Source organism: Paraburkholderia sp. 35.1 (genome assembly GCF_050436525.1).
GTDB lineage: Bacteria > Pseudomonadota > Gammaproteobacteria > Burkholderiales > Burkholderiaceae > Paraburkholderia > Paraburkholderia tuberum.
The window spans coordinates 1,845,601-1,865,123 of record NZ_JBNDMJ010000003.1 but is presented as its reverse complement, the minus strand read 5'-3'; the positions used below and the strand labels follow the sequence as shown (position 1 = coordinate 1,865,123).

Here is a 19,523-nt window from a genome sequence, read left to right as displayed (position 1 = left end):
GTTTATCTTTTCTGCGTGCCCTGAAACCGACGTTTCGGGCCGTCCGTCTTCGTGCTTCTGTATATCGGCGCGCGAAGTCGTTTGATAAGGCTTATTTCAAAAAGAATCACGCCAGGGAAAGTACCGATCGAAAACACCCCGGTTCGACTGTCGGTCATCGCCCGGAAACCCATGTTCCATAAGGCTTCCGACGGGGTGCAACCAACCTGCCGATTTGGTTGCACCTTTTTATTTGGAGGCGTACGATTCGCTCAACTTTTAGTCTTTCGCCAGGCTCGCGCCCGATATCAGAGAAGGAAACATGGCTAGCACCACCCTTGGCGTCAAGGTCGACGACCTCCTGCGTTCCCGGCTCAAAGATGCCGCCACCCGCCTCGAGCGCACCCCGCACTGGTTGATCAAGCAGGCGATTTTCGCCTACCTCGAAAAGATCGAGCACGGCCAGTTGCCGCCCGAACTGTCAGGCGCGACCGGCACGGCCGATCTCGCCGACGGCGCGGCGGTCGAGAACGAGGAAGACGGCGCGTCCCATCCGTTCCTCGATTTCGCGCAGAACGTGCAACCGCAGTCGGTGCTGCGCGCGGCGATCACCGCCGCGTATCGCCGCCCTGAACCTGAGTGCGTGCCGTTCCTGCTCGGCCAGGCGCGTCTGCCGGCCAACCTCGCCGGCGACGTGCAGGCGATGGCCGGCAAACTCGTCGAAACGCTGCGCTCGAAGAGCAAGGGCGGCGGCGTCGAAGGGCTGATCCACGAGTTTTCGCTGTCGAGCCAGGAAGGCGTCGCGCTGATGTGCCTCGCCGAGGCGCTGCTGCGCATTCCCGACCGCGCGACCCGCGACGCGCTGATCCGCGACAAGATCAGCAAGGGCGACTGGAAATCGCACGTCGGCCAGGCGCCGTCGCTGTTCGTCAACGCGGCGACCTGGGGCCTGATGATCACCGGCAAGCTGGTGACGACCAATAGCGAGACGAGCCTGTCGTCGGCGCTCACGCGCCTGATCGGCAAGGGCGGCGAGCCGCTGATCCGCAAGGGCGTCGACATGGCGATGCGCCTGATGGGCGAGCAGTTCGTGACCGGCGAGAACATTTCCGAAGCGCTCGCGAACAGCCGCAAGTACGAGGCGCGCGGTTTCCGCTATTCATACGACATGCTCGGCGAAGCGGCCACCACCGAGGCCGACGCGCAGCGCTACTACGCGTCGTACGAGCAGGCGATCCACGCGATCGGCAAGGCCGCGGGCGGCCGCGGCATCTACGAGGGCCCCGGCATCTCGATCAAGCTGTCGGCGCTGCATCCGCGCTACTCGCGCGCGCAGCAGGAACGCACAATGAGCGAGCTGCTGCCGCGCGTGCGTTCGCTCGCGATCCTTGCGCGCCGCTACGACATCGGCCTCAATATCGACGCCGAAGAAGCCGACCGCCTCGAACTCTCGCTCGACCTGCTCGAAGCGCTGTGCTTCGATTCGGAGCTGCAAGGCTGGAACGGCATCGGCTTCGTCGTGCAGGCATATCAGAAGCGCTGCCCGTTCGTGATCGACTACCTGATCGATCTGGCGCGCCGCAGCCGTCACCGTGTCATGGTGCGGCTCGTGAAGGGCGCGTACTGGGATACGGAAATCAAGCGCGCGCAGGTCGACGGCCTCGAAGGCTATCCGGTCTACACGCGCAAGGTCTACACCGACGTGTCGTACCTCGCCTGCGCGAAGAAACTGCTCGGCGCGCCCGATGCCGTCTATCCGCAGTTCGCGACGCACAACGCGCACACGCTTTCGGCGATCTATCAGCTCGCAGGCAACAACTACTACCCCGGCCAGTACGAGTTCCAGTGCCTGCACGGCATGGGCGAGCAGCTCTACGAAGAAGTCACCGGCCGCGACAAGCTGAACCGCCCGTGCCGCGTGTACGCACCGGTCGGTACGCATGAGACGCTGCTCGCGTACCTCGTGCGCCGGCTGCTCGAGAACGGCGCGAACACGTCGTTCGTGAACCGCATCGCCGACGAATCCGTCGCGATCAAGGAGCTGGTCGCCGATCCGGTCGAGGAAGCGTCGAGAATCGTGCCGCTCGGCGCGCCGCACGCGCGCATTCCGCTGCCGCGCAATCTGTATGGCGCGCAACGGCTCAATTCGATGGGCTTCGATCTGTCGAACGAGCATCGGCTCGCGTCGCTGTCGTCGGCGCTGCTCGCGAGCGCGCATCATCCGTGGCGCGCCGCGCCGATGCTCGAAGACAACCAGATCGCCGTCGGCGCCGGGCGCGACGTGCGCAACCCGGCCGACCATCGTGATCTCGTCGGCACGGTCGTCGAAGCGACGGCGGAGCACGTGAGCGCCGCGCTCGGCCATGCGGTGGCCGCCGCGCCGATCTGGCAGGCGACGCCGGTCGAGGCGCGCGCGGATTGCCTCGCGCGCGCGGCGGATCTGCTCGAAGCGCAGATGCATACGCTAATGGGCCTCGTGGTGCGCGAAGCGGGCAAATCGCTCGCCAACGCGGTCGCGGAAATCCGCGAAGCGATCGACTTCCTGCGCTACTACTCGACGCAGATCCGCGACGAGTTTTCGAACGACACGCATCGGCCGCTCGGTCCGGTGGTCTGTATCAGCCCGTGGAATTTCCCGCTGGCGATTTTCATGGGCCAGGTGGCCGCCGCGCTCGCGGCCGGCAACACGGTGCTCGCGAAACCGGCCGAGCAGACGCCGCTGATCGCAGCTCAGGCGGTGCGAATTCTGCGCGAAGCGGGCGTGCCGGCGGGCGCGGTGCAACTGCTGCCGGGCAATGGCGAGACGGTCGGAGCCGCGCTGGTCGCCGATCCGCGCACGCGTGCGGTGATGTTCACCGGCTCGACCGAAGTCGCGCGTCTGATCAACAAGACGCTGTCCGGCCGACTCGATCCGGATGGCAAGCCGATTCCGCTGATCGCCGAAACCGGCGGGCAGAACGCGATGATCGTCGACTCGTCGGCGCTCGCCGAGCAGGTCGTCGCCGACGTGCTGCAGTCGTCTTTCGACTCCGCCGGTCAACGGTGTTCGGCGTTGCGCGTTCTTTGTCTGCAGGACGATGTCGCGGACCGCACCCTCGAAATGCTGACGGGCGCGATGCGCGAGCTCGCGCTCGGCAACCCGGATCGGCTGTCGACCGACGTCGGCCCGGTGATCGACCTGGACGCGAAGCGCGGCATCGACGCCCACATCGCGGCGATGCGCGACAAGGGCCGCAAGGTCGAGCAACTGCCGCTGCCGGAGGGCGCGACGCAGGGTACTTTCGTGCCGCCGACGCTGATCGAGCTCGACAGCATCGACGAGCTGAAGCGCGAAGTGTTCGGTCCGGTGCTGCACGTGGTGCGCTATCGCCGCAGCCAGCTCGACAAGCTGCTCGAACAGATTCGCGCGACGGGTTATGGTTTGACGCTCGGCATCCACACGCGCATCGACGAAACGATCGCGCACGTGATCAGCCGCGCGCACGTAGGCAACATCTACGTGAACCGCAACGTGATCGGCGCGGTGGTCGGGGTGCAGCCGTTCGGTGGCGAAGGACTGTCGGGTACGGGGCCGAAGGCCGGCGGTGCGTTATACCTGCAGCGTCTGCTCGCAACGCGTCCGGCTGGTTTGCCGAAGTCGCTCGCGCAGGCGCTGGTGGTCGAAGTACCGCAGGCGGCGCAGGCTGCAGAACAGGGCGACAATCCGGTGGCCGCGCTGAGCGCGTTGCGCGACTGGCTGATCGCCGAGCGCGAGCCGCAGCTTGCCGCGCGTTGCGACGGCTATCTGTCGCATGTGCCGGCGGGCGCGACCGCGGTACTGTCGGGGCCGACCGGCGAGCGCAATACGTACACGCTGGGCCCGCGCGGCACGGTGCTGTGTATCGCGTCGACGGCGAGCGGCGCGCGCGCGCAGTTCGCGGCGGCGCTGGCTACGGGAAATCGTGCGTTGTTCGAGGGCGCGGCCGGTGAACAATTGGTTTCGCAATTGCCGGCGTCGCTGAAGGCCCACGCGAGCGTGAAGAAGAGCGCCGACGTGCCGTTCGACGCCGTGCTGTTCGAAGGCGACAGCGATGAGCTGCTCGCGCTCGTGAAGGAGGTCGCGAAGCGCGCGGGGCCGATCGTGTCGGTGCAGGGCGTCGCGGCCCGTGCGCTCGCGAGCGGCGACGAGGACTATGCGCTCGAGCGTCTGCTCACCGAGCGCTCGGTCAGCGTGAATACCGCGGCGGCAGGCGGCAATGCGAATTTGATGACGATCGGTTGAGCGAACCTCGGCGATTTCTTCAATAGAAAGGAAGCGGCACGGCGACCCCGACACCGCTTCATCCACACCTGGTATCAAGGAGAAGCTATGCAACACAAAATGAAACAGCTGGCAGGCGCAGCTCTGGTTGCCGCCATGTCGCTGGCGGGGACGGCCAACGCTCAATCGACGGAAGACGTGAAGATCGGTTTCGCCGGTCCGATGACGGGCGCACAGGCGCACTATGGCAAGGACTTCCAGAACGGCATCACGCTCGCGGTCGAAGAGTTCAACGCGACGAAGCCGGTGATCGGCGGCAAGCAGGTTCGCATCGTGCTCGACTCGGCCGACGACCAGGCCGACCCGCGCACCGGCACGACGGTCGCGCAGAAGCTCGTGGATGACGGCATCAAGGGCATGCTGGGCCACTTCAACTCGGGCACGACGATTCCGGCCTCGCGCATCTACGCGAACGCGGGCATTCCGCAGATCGCGATGGCGACGGCGCCGGAATACACGCAGCAGGGCTTCAAGACCACCTTCCGCATGATGACGTCCGACACGCAGCAAGGCTCGGTCGCTGGCGCGTTCGCGGTGAAGAACCTCGGCATGAAGAAGATCGCGATCGTCGACGATCGCACCGCTTACGGCCAGGGTCTTGCGGATCAGTTCGAGAAGGCTGCGAAGGCGGCAGGCGCGACGATCGTCGATCGCGAATACACGAACGACAAGGCCGTCGACTTCAAGTCGATCCTGACCAAGCTGAAGTCGTCGAACCCGGATCTGATCTATTACGGCGGCGCGGATTCGCAAGCCGCACCGATGGTCAAGCAGATGAAGCAACTCGGCGTGAAGGCGCCGCTGATGGGCGGCGAAATGGTCCACACGCCGACCTTCATCAAGCTCGCCGGCGATGCGGCGAACGGCACGGTGGCTTCGCTCGCCGGTCTGCCGCTCGAAGAAATGCCGGGCGGCAAGGCATACGTCGAGAAGTACAAGGCGCGCTTCAACGAAGACGTGCAAACGTACTCGCCGTACGCGTTCGATGGCGCGATGGCGATGTTCACCGCGATGAAGAACGCGAACTCGACCGATCCTGCCAAGTACCTGCCGGTGCTCGCCAAGACGTCGAAGCCGGCCGTGACGTCGGCCAACCTCGCGTACGACGCGCGCGGCGATCTGAAGAACGGGCGGTATCACGCTGTACAAGGTCGTCGATGGCAAGTGGACGACGCTGCAAAGCGTGGGCGGCAAGTAAGTCTTTTGCTGACTACGGTTGATAGAAAACCCCGCTCTGGCGGGGTTTTTTATGGGCGACGCGTTCGACACGCTGTCAGGCCACGTGGCGATTTTCACTGCCCGCGCATCTTCCTCCCCTGCTCACGAATCATCTCGAGCGTCGCCGCGGGCGTGCTCGCTTCCTGCGGCATGCGAATTTCGATCACGGCCGGCAGCTGCGATTCGATCGCGCGTTGCAACGCCGGCAAAAAATCCCCGGTACGTTCAACGGTTTCGCCATGCGCGCCGAACGATCGCGCGAATGCCGCGAAGTCCGGATTCGTGAGGCCGGTGCCATGCACGCGATGCGGATAGTGTCGCTCCTGATGCATGCGGATCGTCCCGAACTGGCTGTTGTTGACGACGATGAACAGCACGCGCAGGTCGTACTGCATCGCTGTCGCGAGCTCCTGCGCGGCCATCATGAAGCAGCCGTCGCCGGCGAGCGCGACCACCGCGCGCTGTGGATACAGCGACTTTGCCGCGAGCGCCGCCGGCACGCCGTAGCCCATCGCGCCGCTCGTCGGCGCGAGCTGAGAACGGAAGTGCCGATACGAGAAATGCCGATGCAGCCACGTCGCGTAATTGCCGGCGCCGTTCGTGAGGATCGCGTCGTCGGGCAAGTGGGCGCGTAACTGCTGGATCACTTCGCCCATCTGCACGTCGCCGGGAATTGGGCGCGGCTTGCGCCAATCCAGATACGCGCGATGCGCTTCCTCAGCGGCACCCGCCCAGGCGAGCCTGCCGGAAGACGATGGTTCCAGTTCCGCAAGCATCGCCGCAAGCTCAGGCATGCCCGAGACGATCGGCAGATCGGCCGCATATACGCGGCCCAGTTCTTCCGCGCCCTGATGCACGTGCACGAGCGTCTGCTTCGTCTTCGGGATGTCGAGCAGCGTGTAGCCGTTGGTCGTCGCTTCGCCGAGGCGCGGACCGAGCGCGAGCAGCAAGTCCGCGTCGCGAATGCGCTGAGCGAGCGCCGGATTGATGCCGAGACCGACGTCGCCCGCATAGTTCGGATGCTCGTTGTCGAAGGTGTCCTGGAAGCGGAACGCGAGGCCAATCGGCAACTGCCAGTTTTCGATGAAACGCCGCAGGTCCGCGCATGCGGCCGCTGTCCAGCCGCTGCCGCCGGCGATCACCATCGGCCGTTGCGCGCCTTCGAGCAACTCGCGCAGCTTCGCGATCTGCGCGGCCGATGGCGACGCCGCCACGCGGTGATAAGCGGGTGCGCCAGGTACCGCGTCGCAGGCATCGCTCAGCACGTCTTCGGGCAGCGCCAGCACGACCGGCCCGGGCCTCCCCGAGGTGGCCGTATGAAACGCATGGCTCAGATATTCGGGGATGCGCTTCGGGTCGTCGATCTGCGCGACCCACTTCGCCATCTGACCGAACATGCGCCGGTAGTCGATCTCCTGAAATGCCTCGCGATCGAGATGTTCGCGCGCGCACTGACCGATCAGCAGAATCATCGGCGTGGAGTCCTGAAACGCAGTGTGAACGCCGATCGACGCATGCGTCGCGCCCGGCCCGCGCGTGACGAGTGCGACACCCGGGCGGCCGGTCAGCTTGCCGAGCGCTTCGGCCATGTTCGCGGCCGCGGCTTCGTGACGGCAGACGATCGTCTGGATGCGCCCGGTTTCGTCGTGCAGCGAATCGAGCACGGCGAGAAAGCTTTCGCCGGGGACGCAGAACACGCGCTCGACGCCGTGTGTGAGCAACGCCTCGACGACGAGGCGCGCGCCGGTCGTGCGTGCGGTATGGGAAGCGATAGCGGAATTGGAAGCGGAATGGGAAGCGGGAGTATTCGGCAGCGACATTGCGAAGAAGCCTCCTGGCAGTGCGTGGGTGCGTTGGGATGGAGCCGCATCGGCGGAACGTGCAACAGCGGCCGATGGGCGCTTCGACAGCTTACGCCGAGCACGTGGGCGCTGTCATGGCGCAGCGCAACTGTTCGATCGGCGTGCGCGCAACACGATTGCGCAAATGAAAACGCGAGCCGCAGGGCCCGCGCTTTTCCGATGCGATCGCACGCAATTGAATGCCGCGCTCAACGACTCAACACTCGACGATATTTACCGCGAGGCCGCCGCGCGACGTTTCCTTGTACTTGGTCTTCATGTCCGCGCCGGTTTCGCGCATCGTCTTGATCACCGAATCGAGCGACACATAGTGGCTGCCGTCACCGCGCAACGCCATGCGCGCGGCATTGACCGCCTTCACCGATGCCATCGCATTGCGCTCGATGCACGGAATCTGCACCATGCCGCCAACCGGATCGCAGGTGAGCCCGAGGTTGTGCTCCATGCCAATTTCCGCGGCGTTCTCGACCTGCTTCGGCGTGCCGCCCATCACGGCGGCCAGCGCGCCCGCGGCCATCGAGCATGCGACGCCGACTTCACCCTGACAGCCCACCTCCGCACCGGAGATCGACGCATTCAGCTTGTACAGGATGCCGATCGCGGCGGCCGTCATCAGGAAGTCGATCACGCCCTGCTCGTTCGCGCCCGGCATGAAGCGCGTGTAGTAATGCAGCACCGCCGGAATGATGCCGGCCGCGCCATTGGTCGGCGCGGTGACGACGCGCCCGCCCGCCGCGTTCTCTTCGTTGACGGCGATTGCGTACAGGTTGATCCAGTCGACCATGGACAGCGGGTCCTGCAACGCGCGCTCAGGGTTGCCCGTCAACGTGCGATACAGCTGCGGCGCGCGCCGCTTCACCTGGAAAGGTCCGGGCAAGTGACCATCGGCATCGGGATTGTTGATGCCGCATCCGCGCGCGACGCATGATTGCATCACGTCCCAGATCTTCAGCAGACCGGCGCGCGTCTCTTCCTCGCTGTGCCAGACGCGCTCGTTTTCCCACATCAACTGCGCGATGCTCTTGCCGCTCGCCGCACAGAGACCGAGCAATTCGTTGCCGGTACGGAACGAATGCGGAAGCTGATCGACGGCGCTCAACACCTTCGTGTTCGGCGCGCCGGCCGTCACGACGAAGCCGCCGCCGACCGACAGATAGGTCGACTCGCGCAGCGTTGCCCCTTGCGCATCGAAGGCGAACAGCTTCAGGCCGTTCGGATGCTCGGGCAGCGCCTGACGATAAAACGCGATGTGCTCTTTCTGCACGAAGGGCACCTCGTGCGTGCCGAGCAGCGCGAGTTGGCGCGACGTGCGCACTGCTTCGAGCCGTTGCGCGATCGTCTCGGGATCGACGGTGTCGGGCGCGTCGCCCATCAGGCCCAGCATGACGCCGCGATCGGTGCCGTGGCCCTTGCCGGTCGCGCCGAGCGAGCCGTACAGCTCCGCCTTCACCGATGCGGTGGAAGCGAGCAGCCCGTCGCGCTCGAGTCCCTGGACGAACATCAGCGCCGCGCGCATCGGCCCGACCGTGTGCGAGCTCGACGGACCAATGCCGATTTTGAAGAGATCGAAGACGCTGACTGCCATGTACTGCTCCCTGCCTATAGATAAAGAGTTTAGCGCGCCGGCAGCGGCAAGCACACGGCGAGCCACGCGGGCGGCGTCGGTGCGAGCTGCAGCGCGACTGGCGTAAAGCGTCCATCGAGACGGGCCGCCAGGTGAAACAGTTCCGTCGCGTTCTTCGGATCCCACGGACCCGAATAGCCGGGCAAGCCGGCCTCGCGACGCTTTGCATCGAACGCGACGTTCGAATGCACGAATTCCTCATGCGTCTGAGCGCCGGTAGCAAACGGCACGAGCCAATTCAGCGCGGCGAGCAGCGTCGCGCCGTTCGCGCCCTTTTCTTGCAGCCAGTTGCGGTTGTGGCGGCGCGCGGCGAGCGCGGCCGTCACCAGCGGTTGCAGATCGTAGGTCACGTAGTGCAGCGCATCGCGCTCGCCGAAGTCGATCGTCGAGCCGTCCGGGGCGATGTTGTCGCCGATATGCTCGACGAACAGCCGCTGCGCGGCGTTGATCATCTTGCGGTTGTCGAGCGTGAATGCCGCCATCGCGATCAGCTTGATGCGGTGGCTTTGCCAATTGTTGCGGAACGTGCCCGTGAGCGGCCGCGGCTGCGCGTCGATCTGCGCGATGTAGCCGTTCGCGAGCTTCGTCAGAAAGGCCATCGCCGCGTTGCGCGTTTTGACGGGCAACGCGCTCGCGGTCATGTCGTACGCGAGGATCAGACCTTCGAAACGCGTTTCGTCGATCGGATTGAAGCTCGGCTGATAGGTCGTGACCCACGCGTACAGCAGACGGTCGACGAGCTTCAGGAAGCGGTCGTCGCTGGTCGCGCGCCACGCGAGCGCGGCGTCGCGCAGCAGGTCGAGATCCTTCTCCGCTTCGACGCTCTGATCGTAGATGCCCTCGTGCGGCAGCGTGCCCTCGGTGTGCAATTTGGCGAGCGCATGCGGCTGCTCGTTCAGATGTGCCTGCACGTTGGCGACGAGCGCCTTGACGCCGGGGTCGGCATTGGTGCGCTCGCTCGTTTGCAGCGCCGGCGCCGCGCAGAAATTCATCGCGGCCTGCGCCGCGCGCAGCGGCAGCAACGCGGCCGCTGCGGCCAACAGTACCGCGTAAGCGGGCCGCCACGGACGGACGCCTGCCGCCTCGGCCCGGCTTTGCATCAATCGCACCTTTCGCGCCATGCGAAACTCCTCGTTAGGCTGATTCGGTGTGTGATGTTAGCCGGTTGCGGCTTTCAACGACAGGACCGCGGGTGGACCGCTCGCAAACGCCGACGGACCTTCACCGCGCCGCGCATGACGTCTCGCCGACTCGCGCTGCTTACTCGTAATCGGCGATCGGCACGCACGAGCAGAACAGGTTGCGATCGCCGTACACGTTGTCCGCGCGACCGACCGGCGGCCAGTACTTGTTCGCGATCAGCGTCTTCAGCGGGTAGGCTGCGGTCTCGCGCGCATACGCGTGCTTCCAATCGTCCGAGATCACGACCGCCGCCGTGTGCGGCGCGTGCTTCAGCGGATTGTCCTCGCGCTCCGCGCGGCCTTCCTCGACCGCGCGGATTTCCTCGCGGATCGCGATCATCGCCTCGATGAAGCGGTCGAGCTCTTCCTTCGACTCCGACTCGGTCGGTTCGACCATCAGCGTGCCCGGTACCGGGAAGCTCATCGTCGGCGCGTGGAAGCCATAGTCGGCGAGGCGCTTCGCGACGTCGTCGACGGTGATGCCGCTCGTGTCCTTGATCGGACGCAGATCGAGAATGCACTCGTGTGCGACGAGGCCGCCGGGGCCCGAGTACAACACCGGATAGTGCGGCGCGAGCTTGTTGGCGACGTAGTTCGCGTTGAGGATCGCGGTTTCGGTCGCGGCGGTCAGGTTCTTCGCGCCCATCATCGCGACGTACATCCACGAGATCGGCAGGATCGACGCCGAGCCGTACGGCGCGGCCGACACCGCGCCGATGCCATCCTCCGAGCGCTGGTAGCCCGACGAAGTCTGGTTCGGCAGGAACTGCGCGAGATGCGCGCCGACCGCGACCGGACCGACGCCCGGTCCGCCGCCGCCGTGCGGAATGCAGAAGGTCTTGTGCAGGTTCAGGTGCGAGACGTCGCCGCCGAACTGACCCGGCGCGCACAGGCCGACCATCGCGTTCATGTTCGCGCCGTCCACGTACACCTGGCCGCCGTGCGCATGCACGATCTCGCAGATTTCGCGGACGTTCTGCTCGAACACGCCGTGCGTCGACGGGTACGTGATCATGATCGCCGCGAGCTTATCGGCGTGCTGCGCGGCCTTCTTCTTCAGGTCTTCGATATCGACGTTGCCCTGCGCGTCGCATGCCACGACCACGACCTGCATGCCGGCCATTTGCGCCGACGCCGGATTCGTGCCGTGCGCCGAAGCGGGAATCAGGCAGACATCGCGATGCGCTTCGTCGCGCGACGCGTGATAGGCGTGGATGATCAAAAGACCCGCGTACTCGCCCTGCGAGCCCGCGTTCGGCTGCAGCGACACGGCCGCATAGCCGGTCGCGGCGACCAGCATCTCTTCGAGCTGATCGATCATCTCGCGGTAGCCGACGGTTTGTTCGGTCGGTGCGAACGGATGGATCTGGCCGAACTCGGGCCACGTGACCGGCAGCATTTCCGACGTCGCATTCAGCTTCATCGTGCAGGAGCCGAGCGGGATCATCGAGCGATCCAGCGCGAGGTCCCTGTCCGACAGGCTGCGCAGATAGCGCAGCATTTCCGTTTCCGAATGATGACGGTTGAACACGTGATGCGTCAGGTACGCGCTCGTGCGTTCGAGCGCGGCCGGCACCGACGCAGAGTTCGATGCGTTGAGCGCGGTGTCGAGCGCGTCGACTTGCGGCACGTCGCTCGCGAAGGCCGCTTGAGCGAACACCGCGAGCAGGTCGGCCAGATCGTGGCGCGTGGTGGTTTCGTCGATCGACAGGCCGACTTGCGTCGCGCTCACGTGGCGCAGGTTGATGCGCCTGGCCGTCGCCGCGTCGTGCAGCGCTTGCGTGCGGGCGCCGGTGTCGAACGTGAGCGTGTCGAAGAAAGTTTCGTTGACGAGCTTATAGCCAAGCTGCTTCGCGCCTTCGGCGAGCAGCGTGGCGATGCGATTGACGCGCAGTGCGATCGTCTTCAGGCCACGCGGGCCGTGATAGACCGCGTACATGCTCGCCATGATCGCGAGCAGCGCCTGCGCGGTGCACACGTTCGAGGTCGCCTTCTCGCGGCGGATGTGTTGCTCGCGCGTTTGCAGCGCGAGACGCAGCGCGGGGTTGCCTTGCGCGTCGACGGTTACGCCGACCAGACGTCCCGGCATTTGCCGCTTGAATTCGTCGCGCACCGCGAGGTACGCGGCATGCGGGCCGCCGAAGCCGACCGGCACGCCGAAACGCTGCGTATTGCCGACCGCGACGTCCGCGCCCCATTCGCCCGGCGGCGTAAGCAGCGTCAGCGCGAGCAGGTCGGCGGCGACGACGACATGGCCGCCCGCCGCGTGGATCGCTTCGGTCAGCGCGCGGTAGTCGCGCACGTCGCCGTTCACGCCCGGGTATTGCAGCAGCACGCCGAATGCGTTGGCGTCGGCGGCTTCAGCGGCCGGGCCGACTTTCACTTCGATGCCGACCGGCGTCGCGCGCGTCTTCACGACTTCGATGGTCTGCGGCAGCACGTCGTCGGCAACGAAGAACACGTTCGACTTCGGTTTGCCGACGCGTTGCAGCAGCGTCATCGCTTCGGCGGCGGCGGTCGCTTCGTCGAGCAGCGATGCGTTCGAGATCGCGAGGCCGGTCAGGTCGGTGACCATCTGCTGGAAGTTCAGGAGCGCTTCCAGACGGCCTTGGGAAATTTCAGGCTGGTACGGCGTGTACGCGGTGTACCACGCCGGATTTTCGAGCACGTTGCGCAGGATCACCGTCGGCGTATGGGCGTTGTAATAGCCCTGGCCGATGTAGGAGCGGAACACCTGGTTCTTGTCCGCGAGCTCGCGCAAGGCGGCGAGCGCTTCGGCTTCGCTCTTCGGTTGCGCGAAGGGGCCGAGCGGCAGCGTTTCGGTGCGGCGGATCGTCTTCGGGATGACGGCGTCGATCAATGCCGCGCGCGACGCGAAGCCGAGTGCTTCGAGCATCGCTTGCTGGTCGGCCGTATCCGGGCCGATATGCCGTTCGGCGAAGGCGTCGTGCACTTCGAGCGCGGCGAGCGAGAGAGGAGTGCGGTTCATCAGACGATCCGGGTGTTCGAGCTTCATGGGTGTTCCTGGCGGCGCGGCGCGCCGTTGTGCGAGCGCCGCGCCTGACGGTTAAAACAAACGGCGACTCAGGCGCCGATCGACTTCGCGTACGCCTCGGCGTCGAGCAGACGGTCGAGCGACGCATCGGCGGCCGGCTTGATCTTGAACAGCCAGCTGTCGTACGGCGTGCTGTTGACGGTGTCGGGCGAGTCGGCGACGGTCGTGTTCGCCTCGATGACTTCGCCCGAGACCGGCGCGTAGATATCGGAGGCGGCCTTCACCGATTCGATCACGGCGACGGTGTCGCCCGCGGTCACGGACTTGCCGAGTTCCTGGACTTCGAAGAAGACGATGTCGCCGAGCGCTTCCTGCGCGTGGTCGGTGATACCGACCGTCAGCGTGCCGTCCGCTTCGGTGCGGACCCATTCGTGCGATTCGGTGTATTTCAGTTCGGCCGGGATGCTCATTGGATGCTCCTGAACGGTATGTTCGGTAGTGTTTGAATTTAGGGGCGTGCGCCGGCCGCTCAGACCGCCAGCACCTTGCCGTTGCGCACGAACGGCAGTTTTACCACGCTTGCGGGACAGGCTTTGTCGCGAATCTGGACGTGCACGGTGTCGCCCGGCTGCACGCCTTTCGGCACGCGCGCGAAGGCGATCGATTCCTGCATGGTCGGCGAGAACGTGCCGCTGGTGATTTCGCCGCCGCCGTGCGGCGTGACGACTTTCTGATGTGCGCGCAGCACGCCCGCGGCCTTGCCGTTTTCCTTCAGCAGGATCAGGCCGACGAACGCGGCGCGCGAGCCGTCGGCTTCGAGGCTGCTCTTGCCGACGAACTCGCGCGGCGAGGCCAGGTCGACGGTCCATGCGAGGCCCGCGTCGAGCGGCGAGACATTGTCGTCCATGTCCTGGCCGTACAGGTTCATGCCGGCTTCGAGGCGCAGCGTATCGCGCGCGCCGAGACCGGCCGGGCGCACGCCGTGGGCCGCGAGCGCATTCCACAGCGCTTCGACGTGGGTAGCCGGCACGATGATCTCGAAGCCGTCTTCACCGGTATAGCCGGTGCGCGCGACGGTCAGCTCGCCGAACGGCGTGCCGTCGACGCGCGCGGCGTTGAACGGCTTCAGCGTTTCAGTCGCGGCGCGCGCGGCCGGCACGGTTTGCCAGGCCTTTTCGCGTGCGTTCGGGCCTTGCACGGCGACGATCGCCAGATCGCGGCGCGGCGTGATGGTGAGACCGAAGCCGCCCGCGTTGAGCTGGCCGAACCAGGCGATGTCTTTGTCGGCGGTGCCGGCGTTGACGACCACGCGGAAGTGGTCTTCGGCGAAGTAATAGACGATCAGGTCGTCGATCACGCCGCCGTTCGGATTCAGCATGCAGGAGTAGAGCGCGCGGCCCGGCGTTTGCAGCTTCGCGACGTTGTTCGCGAGCGCGTATTCGAAGAACGCGCGGACGCGCTCGCCGGTGAAGTCGACCACGCACATGTGGGACACGTCGAACATGCCGGCGTCGGTACGCACCGCGCGATGTTCCTCGATCTGCGAGCCGTAGTTGACGGGCATGTCCCAGCCGCCGAAGTCGACCATGCGAGCATTGAGCGCGCGGTGAGCGGCGTGGAGCGGGGTGTGTTTGAGTTCGGTCATGGGGCCTCGGGCATCTCGCGAAACAAAAAAGGCCATGCGGCGCACTGCCTCGCGGCCGTGTGCCTGCGAGCGTGGTTCTGCATGACCCCTCTGTCCTCGATACCTGAGAGATTGCGCCGCCGCGACTGGCTCAATGAGCTCGATCCGTCACGGTGAAACGCGCGCCCCTTCGGTGGGCAGCCTGCCTGCGGTGCACGACGTGCGACGCGGATGGCTACTGCCGCTCTCCAGAGTGCGAAAAAGCCGCCGGAAGACGGGTTTTTCGACGCGGTCGGTCCTTTTGCCTGAGAGTTTGCGGGTGTGCCCCTTCGGCGGCGCGGCCTGCGATTTTTCGCCTGCCAGCACGCTCTCCCGACGCGTGCGGCGAATTTACGCGACGGGCCGGGGCTTGTCAAATAAAGGCCCGGGAGCGGTGTGGGGCCGGCTGTGGCTGTTCGGGGGCGTCAAAAAGAAAAGCGCGGACCGTGGTGCCCGCGCTTTTCAGTTGCTTCTCCCGGTGCCATCCGTGACCGCACGATGAGCGGTAGTGGGGGCTCACCTGGTGGCTCGTTTGCCGATTCGGTTTGCCCACTTGCTCGCTGACTCACTCGCCGATCGCATGAGCCGCATTGTCCAGTTCCTGATTCAGCACGCGCTGTTCTTCCGCGGACAAACCGCCGCCATGCTGGGCGGCCATGTCATGCGCTTCCTGGCGAATCGTCTCGAGACGATGATGCAGCGCGGCGCCTTGCGGCGGCGGGTAATAGCCCTGATTCACGCGGTTATCGATACGGTGCGCGAGATTGTCGATGCGGCCGTCGACCTGATGCAGACGCTGGTCCGCGATCTGCTGCGGAGTCGGGCCCGGATGCGGCGTCGGCGGGGGCGTTACCACGCAGGCGGCGACGGAGCCGAGCAGCGCGCATGCAACAAGGGCACGGATGATTCGAGACATGGATTCTCCCGGAGTCGTTGTCGTGTTGGGTTGCTACCTCACTAGCAACGGCTGACGAAGAATGCCCGCTGACTCTGCAGCGGGCGAATTTGTAACGTTATGTTCCTTTTTCGGAACGTCAGGAAAGCCAGCGCCGACAGCGTTCGCGGCGCTAAAGGCGGTCCCGTTTTTGGTACACAGATCGTGGTGGCGCGGTGTCGACGCACAGCGGGGCGGGGTTCAGCGAATGCGCTCGAACGGCAGTCGCACACCCTGCTCGGAACTGCGCGCGGCCAGGTCGATGATCGTCATCACGTCGACCGCGTCGCGCGTGCTGATCGGAAATGCGACGCGGTTCTGGATCGCGTCGGCCAACGCAATATAGAAGCCTGCGTACTCGCCGTTGCGGGTCGGCAATTCGCACTCGACTTCCTCGTCGCCTTCGAGCACGCGCAGCACGCCGGGGCTGTTGCCGGCGCCGAAGCCTGCGTCGCCGGGGCGCAGGCCCGCTTTCAGCTGATCTTCCTGGGTGTCGAGGCCGTACTTCACGTAGCTGCCGCGCGTGCCGTGGATCGCAAAGCGCGCTCCCGGCAACGCGGTCAACGCGCTTGCGTGCAGCACGACCTCGAACTCGTCGTAGCCGAGCTGAATGTGCACGTAGTCGGGTGCACTTGCGTCGTCGCGATGGGTGCGCACCGTCGCCGATACGGTCTTCGGCGCGCCGAAGAGGGCGAGCGCCTGGTCGATCAGATGCGGACCGAGATCGAACAGCAGACCGCCGCCGCGCGTCACGTCTTCGCGCCAGCGCTGACGCACGCCCGGCCGGAAGCGGTCGAAATGCGATTCGTACTGCGTGAGGCGACCCAGTTCCACGCGCGCGAGCAGATCGCGCACGGTCAGAAAATCGCCGTCCCAGCGGCGGTTGTGAAAGGGCGCGAACAGCTTGCCGCGCGCGAGCGCGATATTGGCAAGCGTGTGGGCGTCGGCGGCGCTCAGCGTGACAGGCTTGTCGACGACCACGTGCTTGCCGGCTTCGAGGGTGCGGCGCGCGAGGTCGAAGTGGGTGTCGTTGGGCGTCGCGATCACGACGCAGTCGATGTCGTCGAGCGCGAGCAGCGCGTCGAGATCGGCGACGATTTTCGCGTGCGGAAAGTCGGCGTGCGCGCGCTCGGATTGCCCGGTCGCAATCGCGGCGACCCTCGCGCGTCCGCAGTGTTCGATCACCGGTGCGTGAAACGTCGCGCCGGCGAAGCCGTAGCCCATCAATCCAATTTTCAGCGATGCGGACATGCGAGTCTTCCTGGAGGAGCGGCGCGCCGCCTTGCCACCGCGGCGGCGGCGCGCAATCTGGTCATTGTGGCATTTGTGGGCTGGACTGGGGGCTGAGCATGACTGCCGGCGTTGCGCGCAGCCCGTCGGGGCGTCCGAACCATCGAGGCATCCAACGAGGGCGTCCATCGCGGTGGCCATCGCGGTGGCCATCGCAGTGGCCATGTTAACATCGCACCTCTCGCGCGCACTGCGCCGCGCAGCATGCCCCGGGCCTTCGGCCGGCGCCACCCGCCGGTCCGACCTCAGCGGCCCTCAACCGTATTACCCGTCCACAAACGATGTCCGCAGGCCTGAACCCCGCTCAAAGTGAAGCGGTCCGTTATCTCGACGGTCCCTGTCTCGTGCTCGCCGGCGCCGGCAGCGGCAAGACGCGCGTGATCACGCAGAAAATCGCGCACCTGATCGAAGCGAAGGGCTTCGAGCCACGCCACATCGCCGCCGTCACGTTCACGAACAAGGCCGCGGCGGAGATGCGCGAGCGCGTCGGCAAGCTGCTCGAAGGCAAGACGCTGACCTCACCCGGAAAGGAAGGCCGCAAGGTGCCCGTGAACCAGCTGACGGTGTGTACCTTCCACTCGCTCGGCGTGCAGATTTTGCGTCAGGAGGCGGAGCATGTCGGCCTGAAGCCGCAGTTCTCGATCATGGATTCCGACGACTGCTTCGGCATGATCCAGGAGCAGGTCGGCTCGACGGACAAGGGCTTCATTCGCAAGATCCAGTCGATCATCTCGCTGTGGAAGAATGGCCTGATCATGCCCGAGCAGGCGATCGCGACCGCCTCGACCGAGGACGAGCATCAGGCGGCGATCGTCTATCGCAACTACGTGGCGACGCTGCATGCGTACCAGGCGGTCGATTTCGACGATCTGATCCGTCTGCCCGCCGAACTGTTCGCGAACAACGAGCAGGTGCGCGACCGCTGGCAGAACAAGCTGCGCTATCTGCTGATCGACGAGTATCAGGACACCAACGCATGCCAGTACGAACTGGTGAAGCTCCTGGCCGGCAAGCGCGCGGCGTTCACGGCGGTCGGCGACGACGATCAGGCGATCTACGGCTGGCGCGGCGCGACCCTCGAAAACCTCGGCCAGCTCGGCAAGGATTTCCCGAACCTGCACCTGATCAAGCTCGAACAGAATTACCGCTCGACGGTGCGCATCCTGAGCGCCGCGAACAACGTGATCGCGAACAATCCGAAGCTGTTCGAGAAGAAGCTGTGGTCCGAGCACGGTATGGGCGACACGATCACGGTGACGGGCTGCAACGACGAGGAGCACGAGGCGGAGTCCGTCGTGTTTCGGCTGTCCGCGCACAAGTTCGAGCGGCGCGCGAATTTCCGCGACTACGCGATCCTCTATCGCGGCAACTTCCAGGCGCGCATCTTCGAGCAGGTGCTGCGCCGCGAACGGATTCCGTACGTGCTGTCGGGCGGCCAGTCGTTCTTCGATAAGGCCGAGATCAAGGACATCTGCGCGTACCTGCGTCTGATCGCCAACGCGAACGACGATCCCGCGTTCATCCGCGCGATCACGACACCGCGTCGCGGCGTCGGCAATACGACGCTGGAGGCGCTCGGCGCGTTCGCGGGTCAGGCGAAGGTGTCGCTGTTCGAGGCGGTTTACATGGGCGGCATCGAGGCGCGTCTGTCGCCGCGTCAGATCGAGCCGATGCGCGCGTTCTGCGACTTCATGCAGCGCCTGAGCGACCGCGCGGAGAAGGACGCGGCGGGCACGCTACTCAATGAGCTGATGGAGGCGATCCACTACGAAGCGTATCTGTACGACGCGTTCGACGAACGCCAGGCGCAGGCGAAGTGGCAGAACGTGCTGGAGTTCATCGAGTGGCTCAAGCGCAAGGGCACGAAGGAAGAGCCGGAGCACGGCAGCGGCAGCGAGGCGACCGGCTACGACACCGCCGACGGCTTCGGCGACACCGGCAAGAACCTGCTCGGGCTGATCCAGACGGTCGCGCTGATGTCGATGCTCGAAGGCCGCGAGGAAGATCCGGATGCGGTGCGGCTGTCGACCGTGCATGCGTCGAAGGGGCTCGAGTATCCGCACGTGTTCCTGGTCGGCGTCGAGGAAGGCATCATGCCGCATCGCGGCGGCGCGGACGACGAGCCGATCGATGACGCGCGCATCGAGGAGGAACGCCGGCTGATGTACGTCGCGATCACGCGCGCGCAGCGCAGCTTGCATCTGAACTGGTGCAAGAAGCGCAAGCGGGCGCGGGAGACGGTCGTCTGCGAGGCGTCGCGCTTCATCAACGAAATGCTGCTCGACGATGCGCCGCCGCCGACACCGGAAGAAGCGCCGATGTCGCCGAAGGACCGGCTCGCGAGCCTGAAGGCGTTGTTGCAGAAGTCGTGAGCGGGCGGGACGGCAAGTGCCCACCAGGTGCGGTTGCTTGCGATTGCACATAAAAAATCCCTGCATCGCGTTAGCGCATGCAGGGATTTTTCATTTCAGCGACGA

10 protein-coding genes, 1 pseudogene and 2 riboswitches are annotated in these 19,523 nt (G+C 65.6%); of the genes and pseudogenes, 3 read left to right on the top strand and 8 right to left on the bottom strand.

Annotation, left to right across the window (positions count from 1 at the left end):
• Positions 1–301 precede the first annotated feature (301 nt).
• Both putA and OKW27_RS28765 read left to right on the top strand, forming a co-directional pair.
• On the top strand, positions 302–4,240 hold the full coding sequence (putA, locus tag OKW27_RS28770; RefSeq protein WP_429335502.1) for a trifunctional transcriptional regulator/proline dehydrogenase/L-glutamate gamma-semialdehyde dehydrogenase: 3,939 nt from the start codon (positions 302–304) through the stop codon (positions 4,238–4,240).
• 87 nt (positions 4,241–4,327) lie between these two features.
• Positions 4,328–5,477, top strand: a pseudogene (locus OKW27_RS28765) (branched-chain amino acid ABC transporter substrate-binding protein).
• Positions 5,478–5,571: 94 nt separating this feature from the next.
• Here the strand turns inward: OKW27_RS28765 and OKW27_RS28760 are convergent.
• The 8 genes from OKW27_RS28760 to OKW27_RS28725 all read right to left on the bottom strand — a co-directional run bounded on the left by OKW27_RS28760 (position 5,572) and on the right by OKW27_RS28725 (position 17,007).
• Positions 5,572–7,317, bottom strand: a complete 1,746-nt coding sequence (locus tag OKW27_RS28760) for a thiamine pyrophosphate-binding protein (protein ID WP_429335501.1) — start codon at positions 7,315–7,317, stop codon at positions 5,572–5,574.
• Between the two features lie 238 nt (positions 7,318–7,555).
• Positions 7,556–8,944, bottom strand: a complete 1,389-nt coding sequence (locus tag OKW27_RS28755; protein ID WP_429335500.1) for an L-serine ammonia-lyase — start codon at positions 8,942–8,944, stop codon at positions 7,556–7,558.
• A gap of 29 nt (positions 8,945–8,973) precedes the next feature.
• Entirely contained in the window at positions 8,974–10,104 is a 1,131-nt protein-coding gene (locus OKW27_RS28750) for an alginate lyase family protein (RefSeq protein WP_429335499.1), read from the bottom strand.
• 139 nt (positions 10,105–10,243) lie between these two features.
• Positions 10,244–13,180: an aminomethyl-transferring glycine dehydrogenase gene (gcvP, locus tag OKW27_RS28745; protein ID WP_429335498.1), complete on the bottom strand. Its 2,937-nt coding sequence runs from the start codon at positions 13,178–13,180 to the stop codon at positions 10,244–10,246.
• Positions 13,181–13,248: 68 nt separating this feature from the next.
• Positions 13,249–13,629 carry a glycine cleavage system protein GcvH gene (gene gcvH, locus OKW27_RS28740; RefSeq protein WP_090802422.1) on the bottom strand — a complete coding sequence of 127 codons (381 nt, stop codon included), beginning with the start codon at positions 13,627–13,629 and terminating at the stop codon, positions 13,249–13,251.
• A 59-nt stretch (positions 13,630–13,688) separates the two neighbouring features.
• Positions 13,689–14,804 carry a glycine cleavage system aminomethyltransferase GcvT gene (gene gcvT / locus OKW27_RS28735; protein ID WP_429335497.1) on the bottom strand — a complete coding sequence of 372 codons (1,116 nt, stop codon included), beginning with the start codon at positions 14,802–14,804 and terminating at the stop codon, positions 13,689–13,691.
• An 80-nt stretch (positions 14,805–14,884) separates the two neighbouring features.
• Positions 14,885–15,045: riboswitch (glycine riboswitch) on the bottom strand.
• A gap of 21 nt (positions 15,046–15,066) precedes the next feature.
• Positions 15,067–15,168, bottom strand: a riboswitch (glycine riboswitch).
• A 219-nt stretch (positions 15,169–15,387) separates the two neighbouring features.
• Positions 15,388–15,738 (bottom strand): hypothetical protein, encoded by a 351-nt coding sequence (locus OKW27_RS28730; protein WP_429335496.1) that lies wholly within the window; start codon positions 15,736–15,738, stop codon positions 15,388–15,390.
• A gap of 219 nt (positions 15,739–15,957) precedes the next feature.
• Complete coding sequence (locus tag OKW27_RS28725) at positions 15,958–17,007, bottom strand: oxidoreductase (RefSeq protein ID WP_429335495.1); 1,050 nt, start codon at positions 17,005–17,007, stop codon at positions 15,958–15,960.
• A gap of 320 nt (positions 17,008–17,327) precedes the next feature.
• On the opposite strand from OKW27_RS28725, the gene OKW27_RS28720 reads away from it, so the two are divergent.
• On the top strand, positions 17,328–19,418 hold the full coding sequence (locus OKW27_RS28720; RefSeq protein WP_429335494.1) for a UvrD-helicase domain-containing protein: 2,091 nt from the start codon (positions 17,328–17,330) through the stop codon (positions 19,416–19,418).
• Positions 19,419–19,523: the final 105 nt, after the last annotated feature.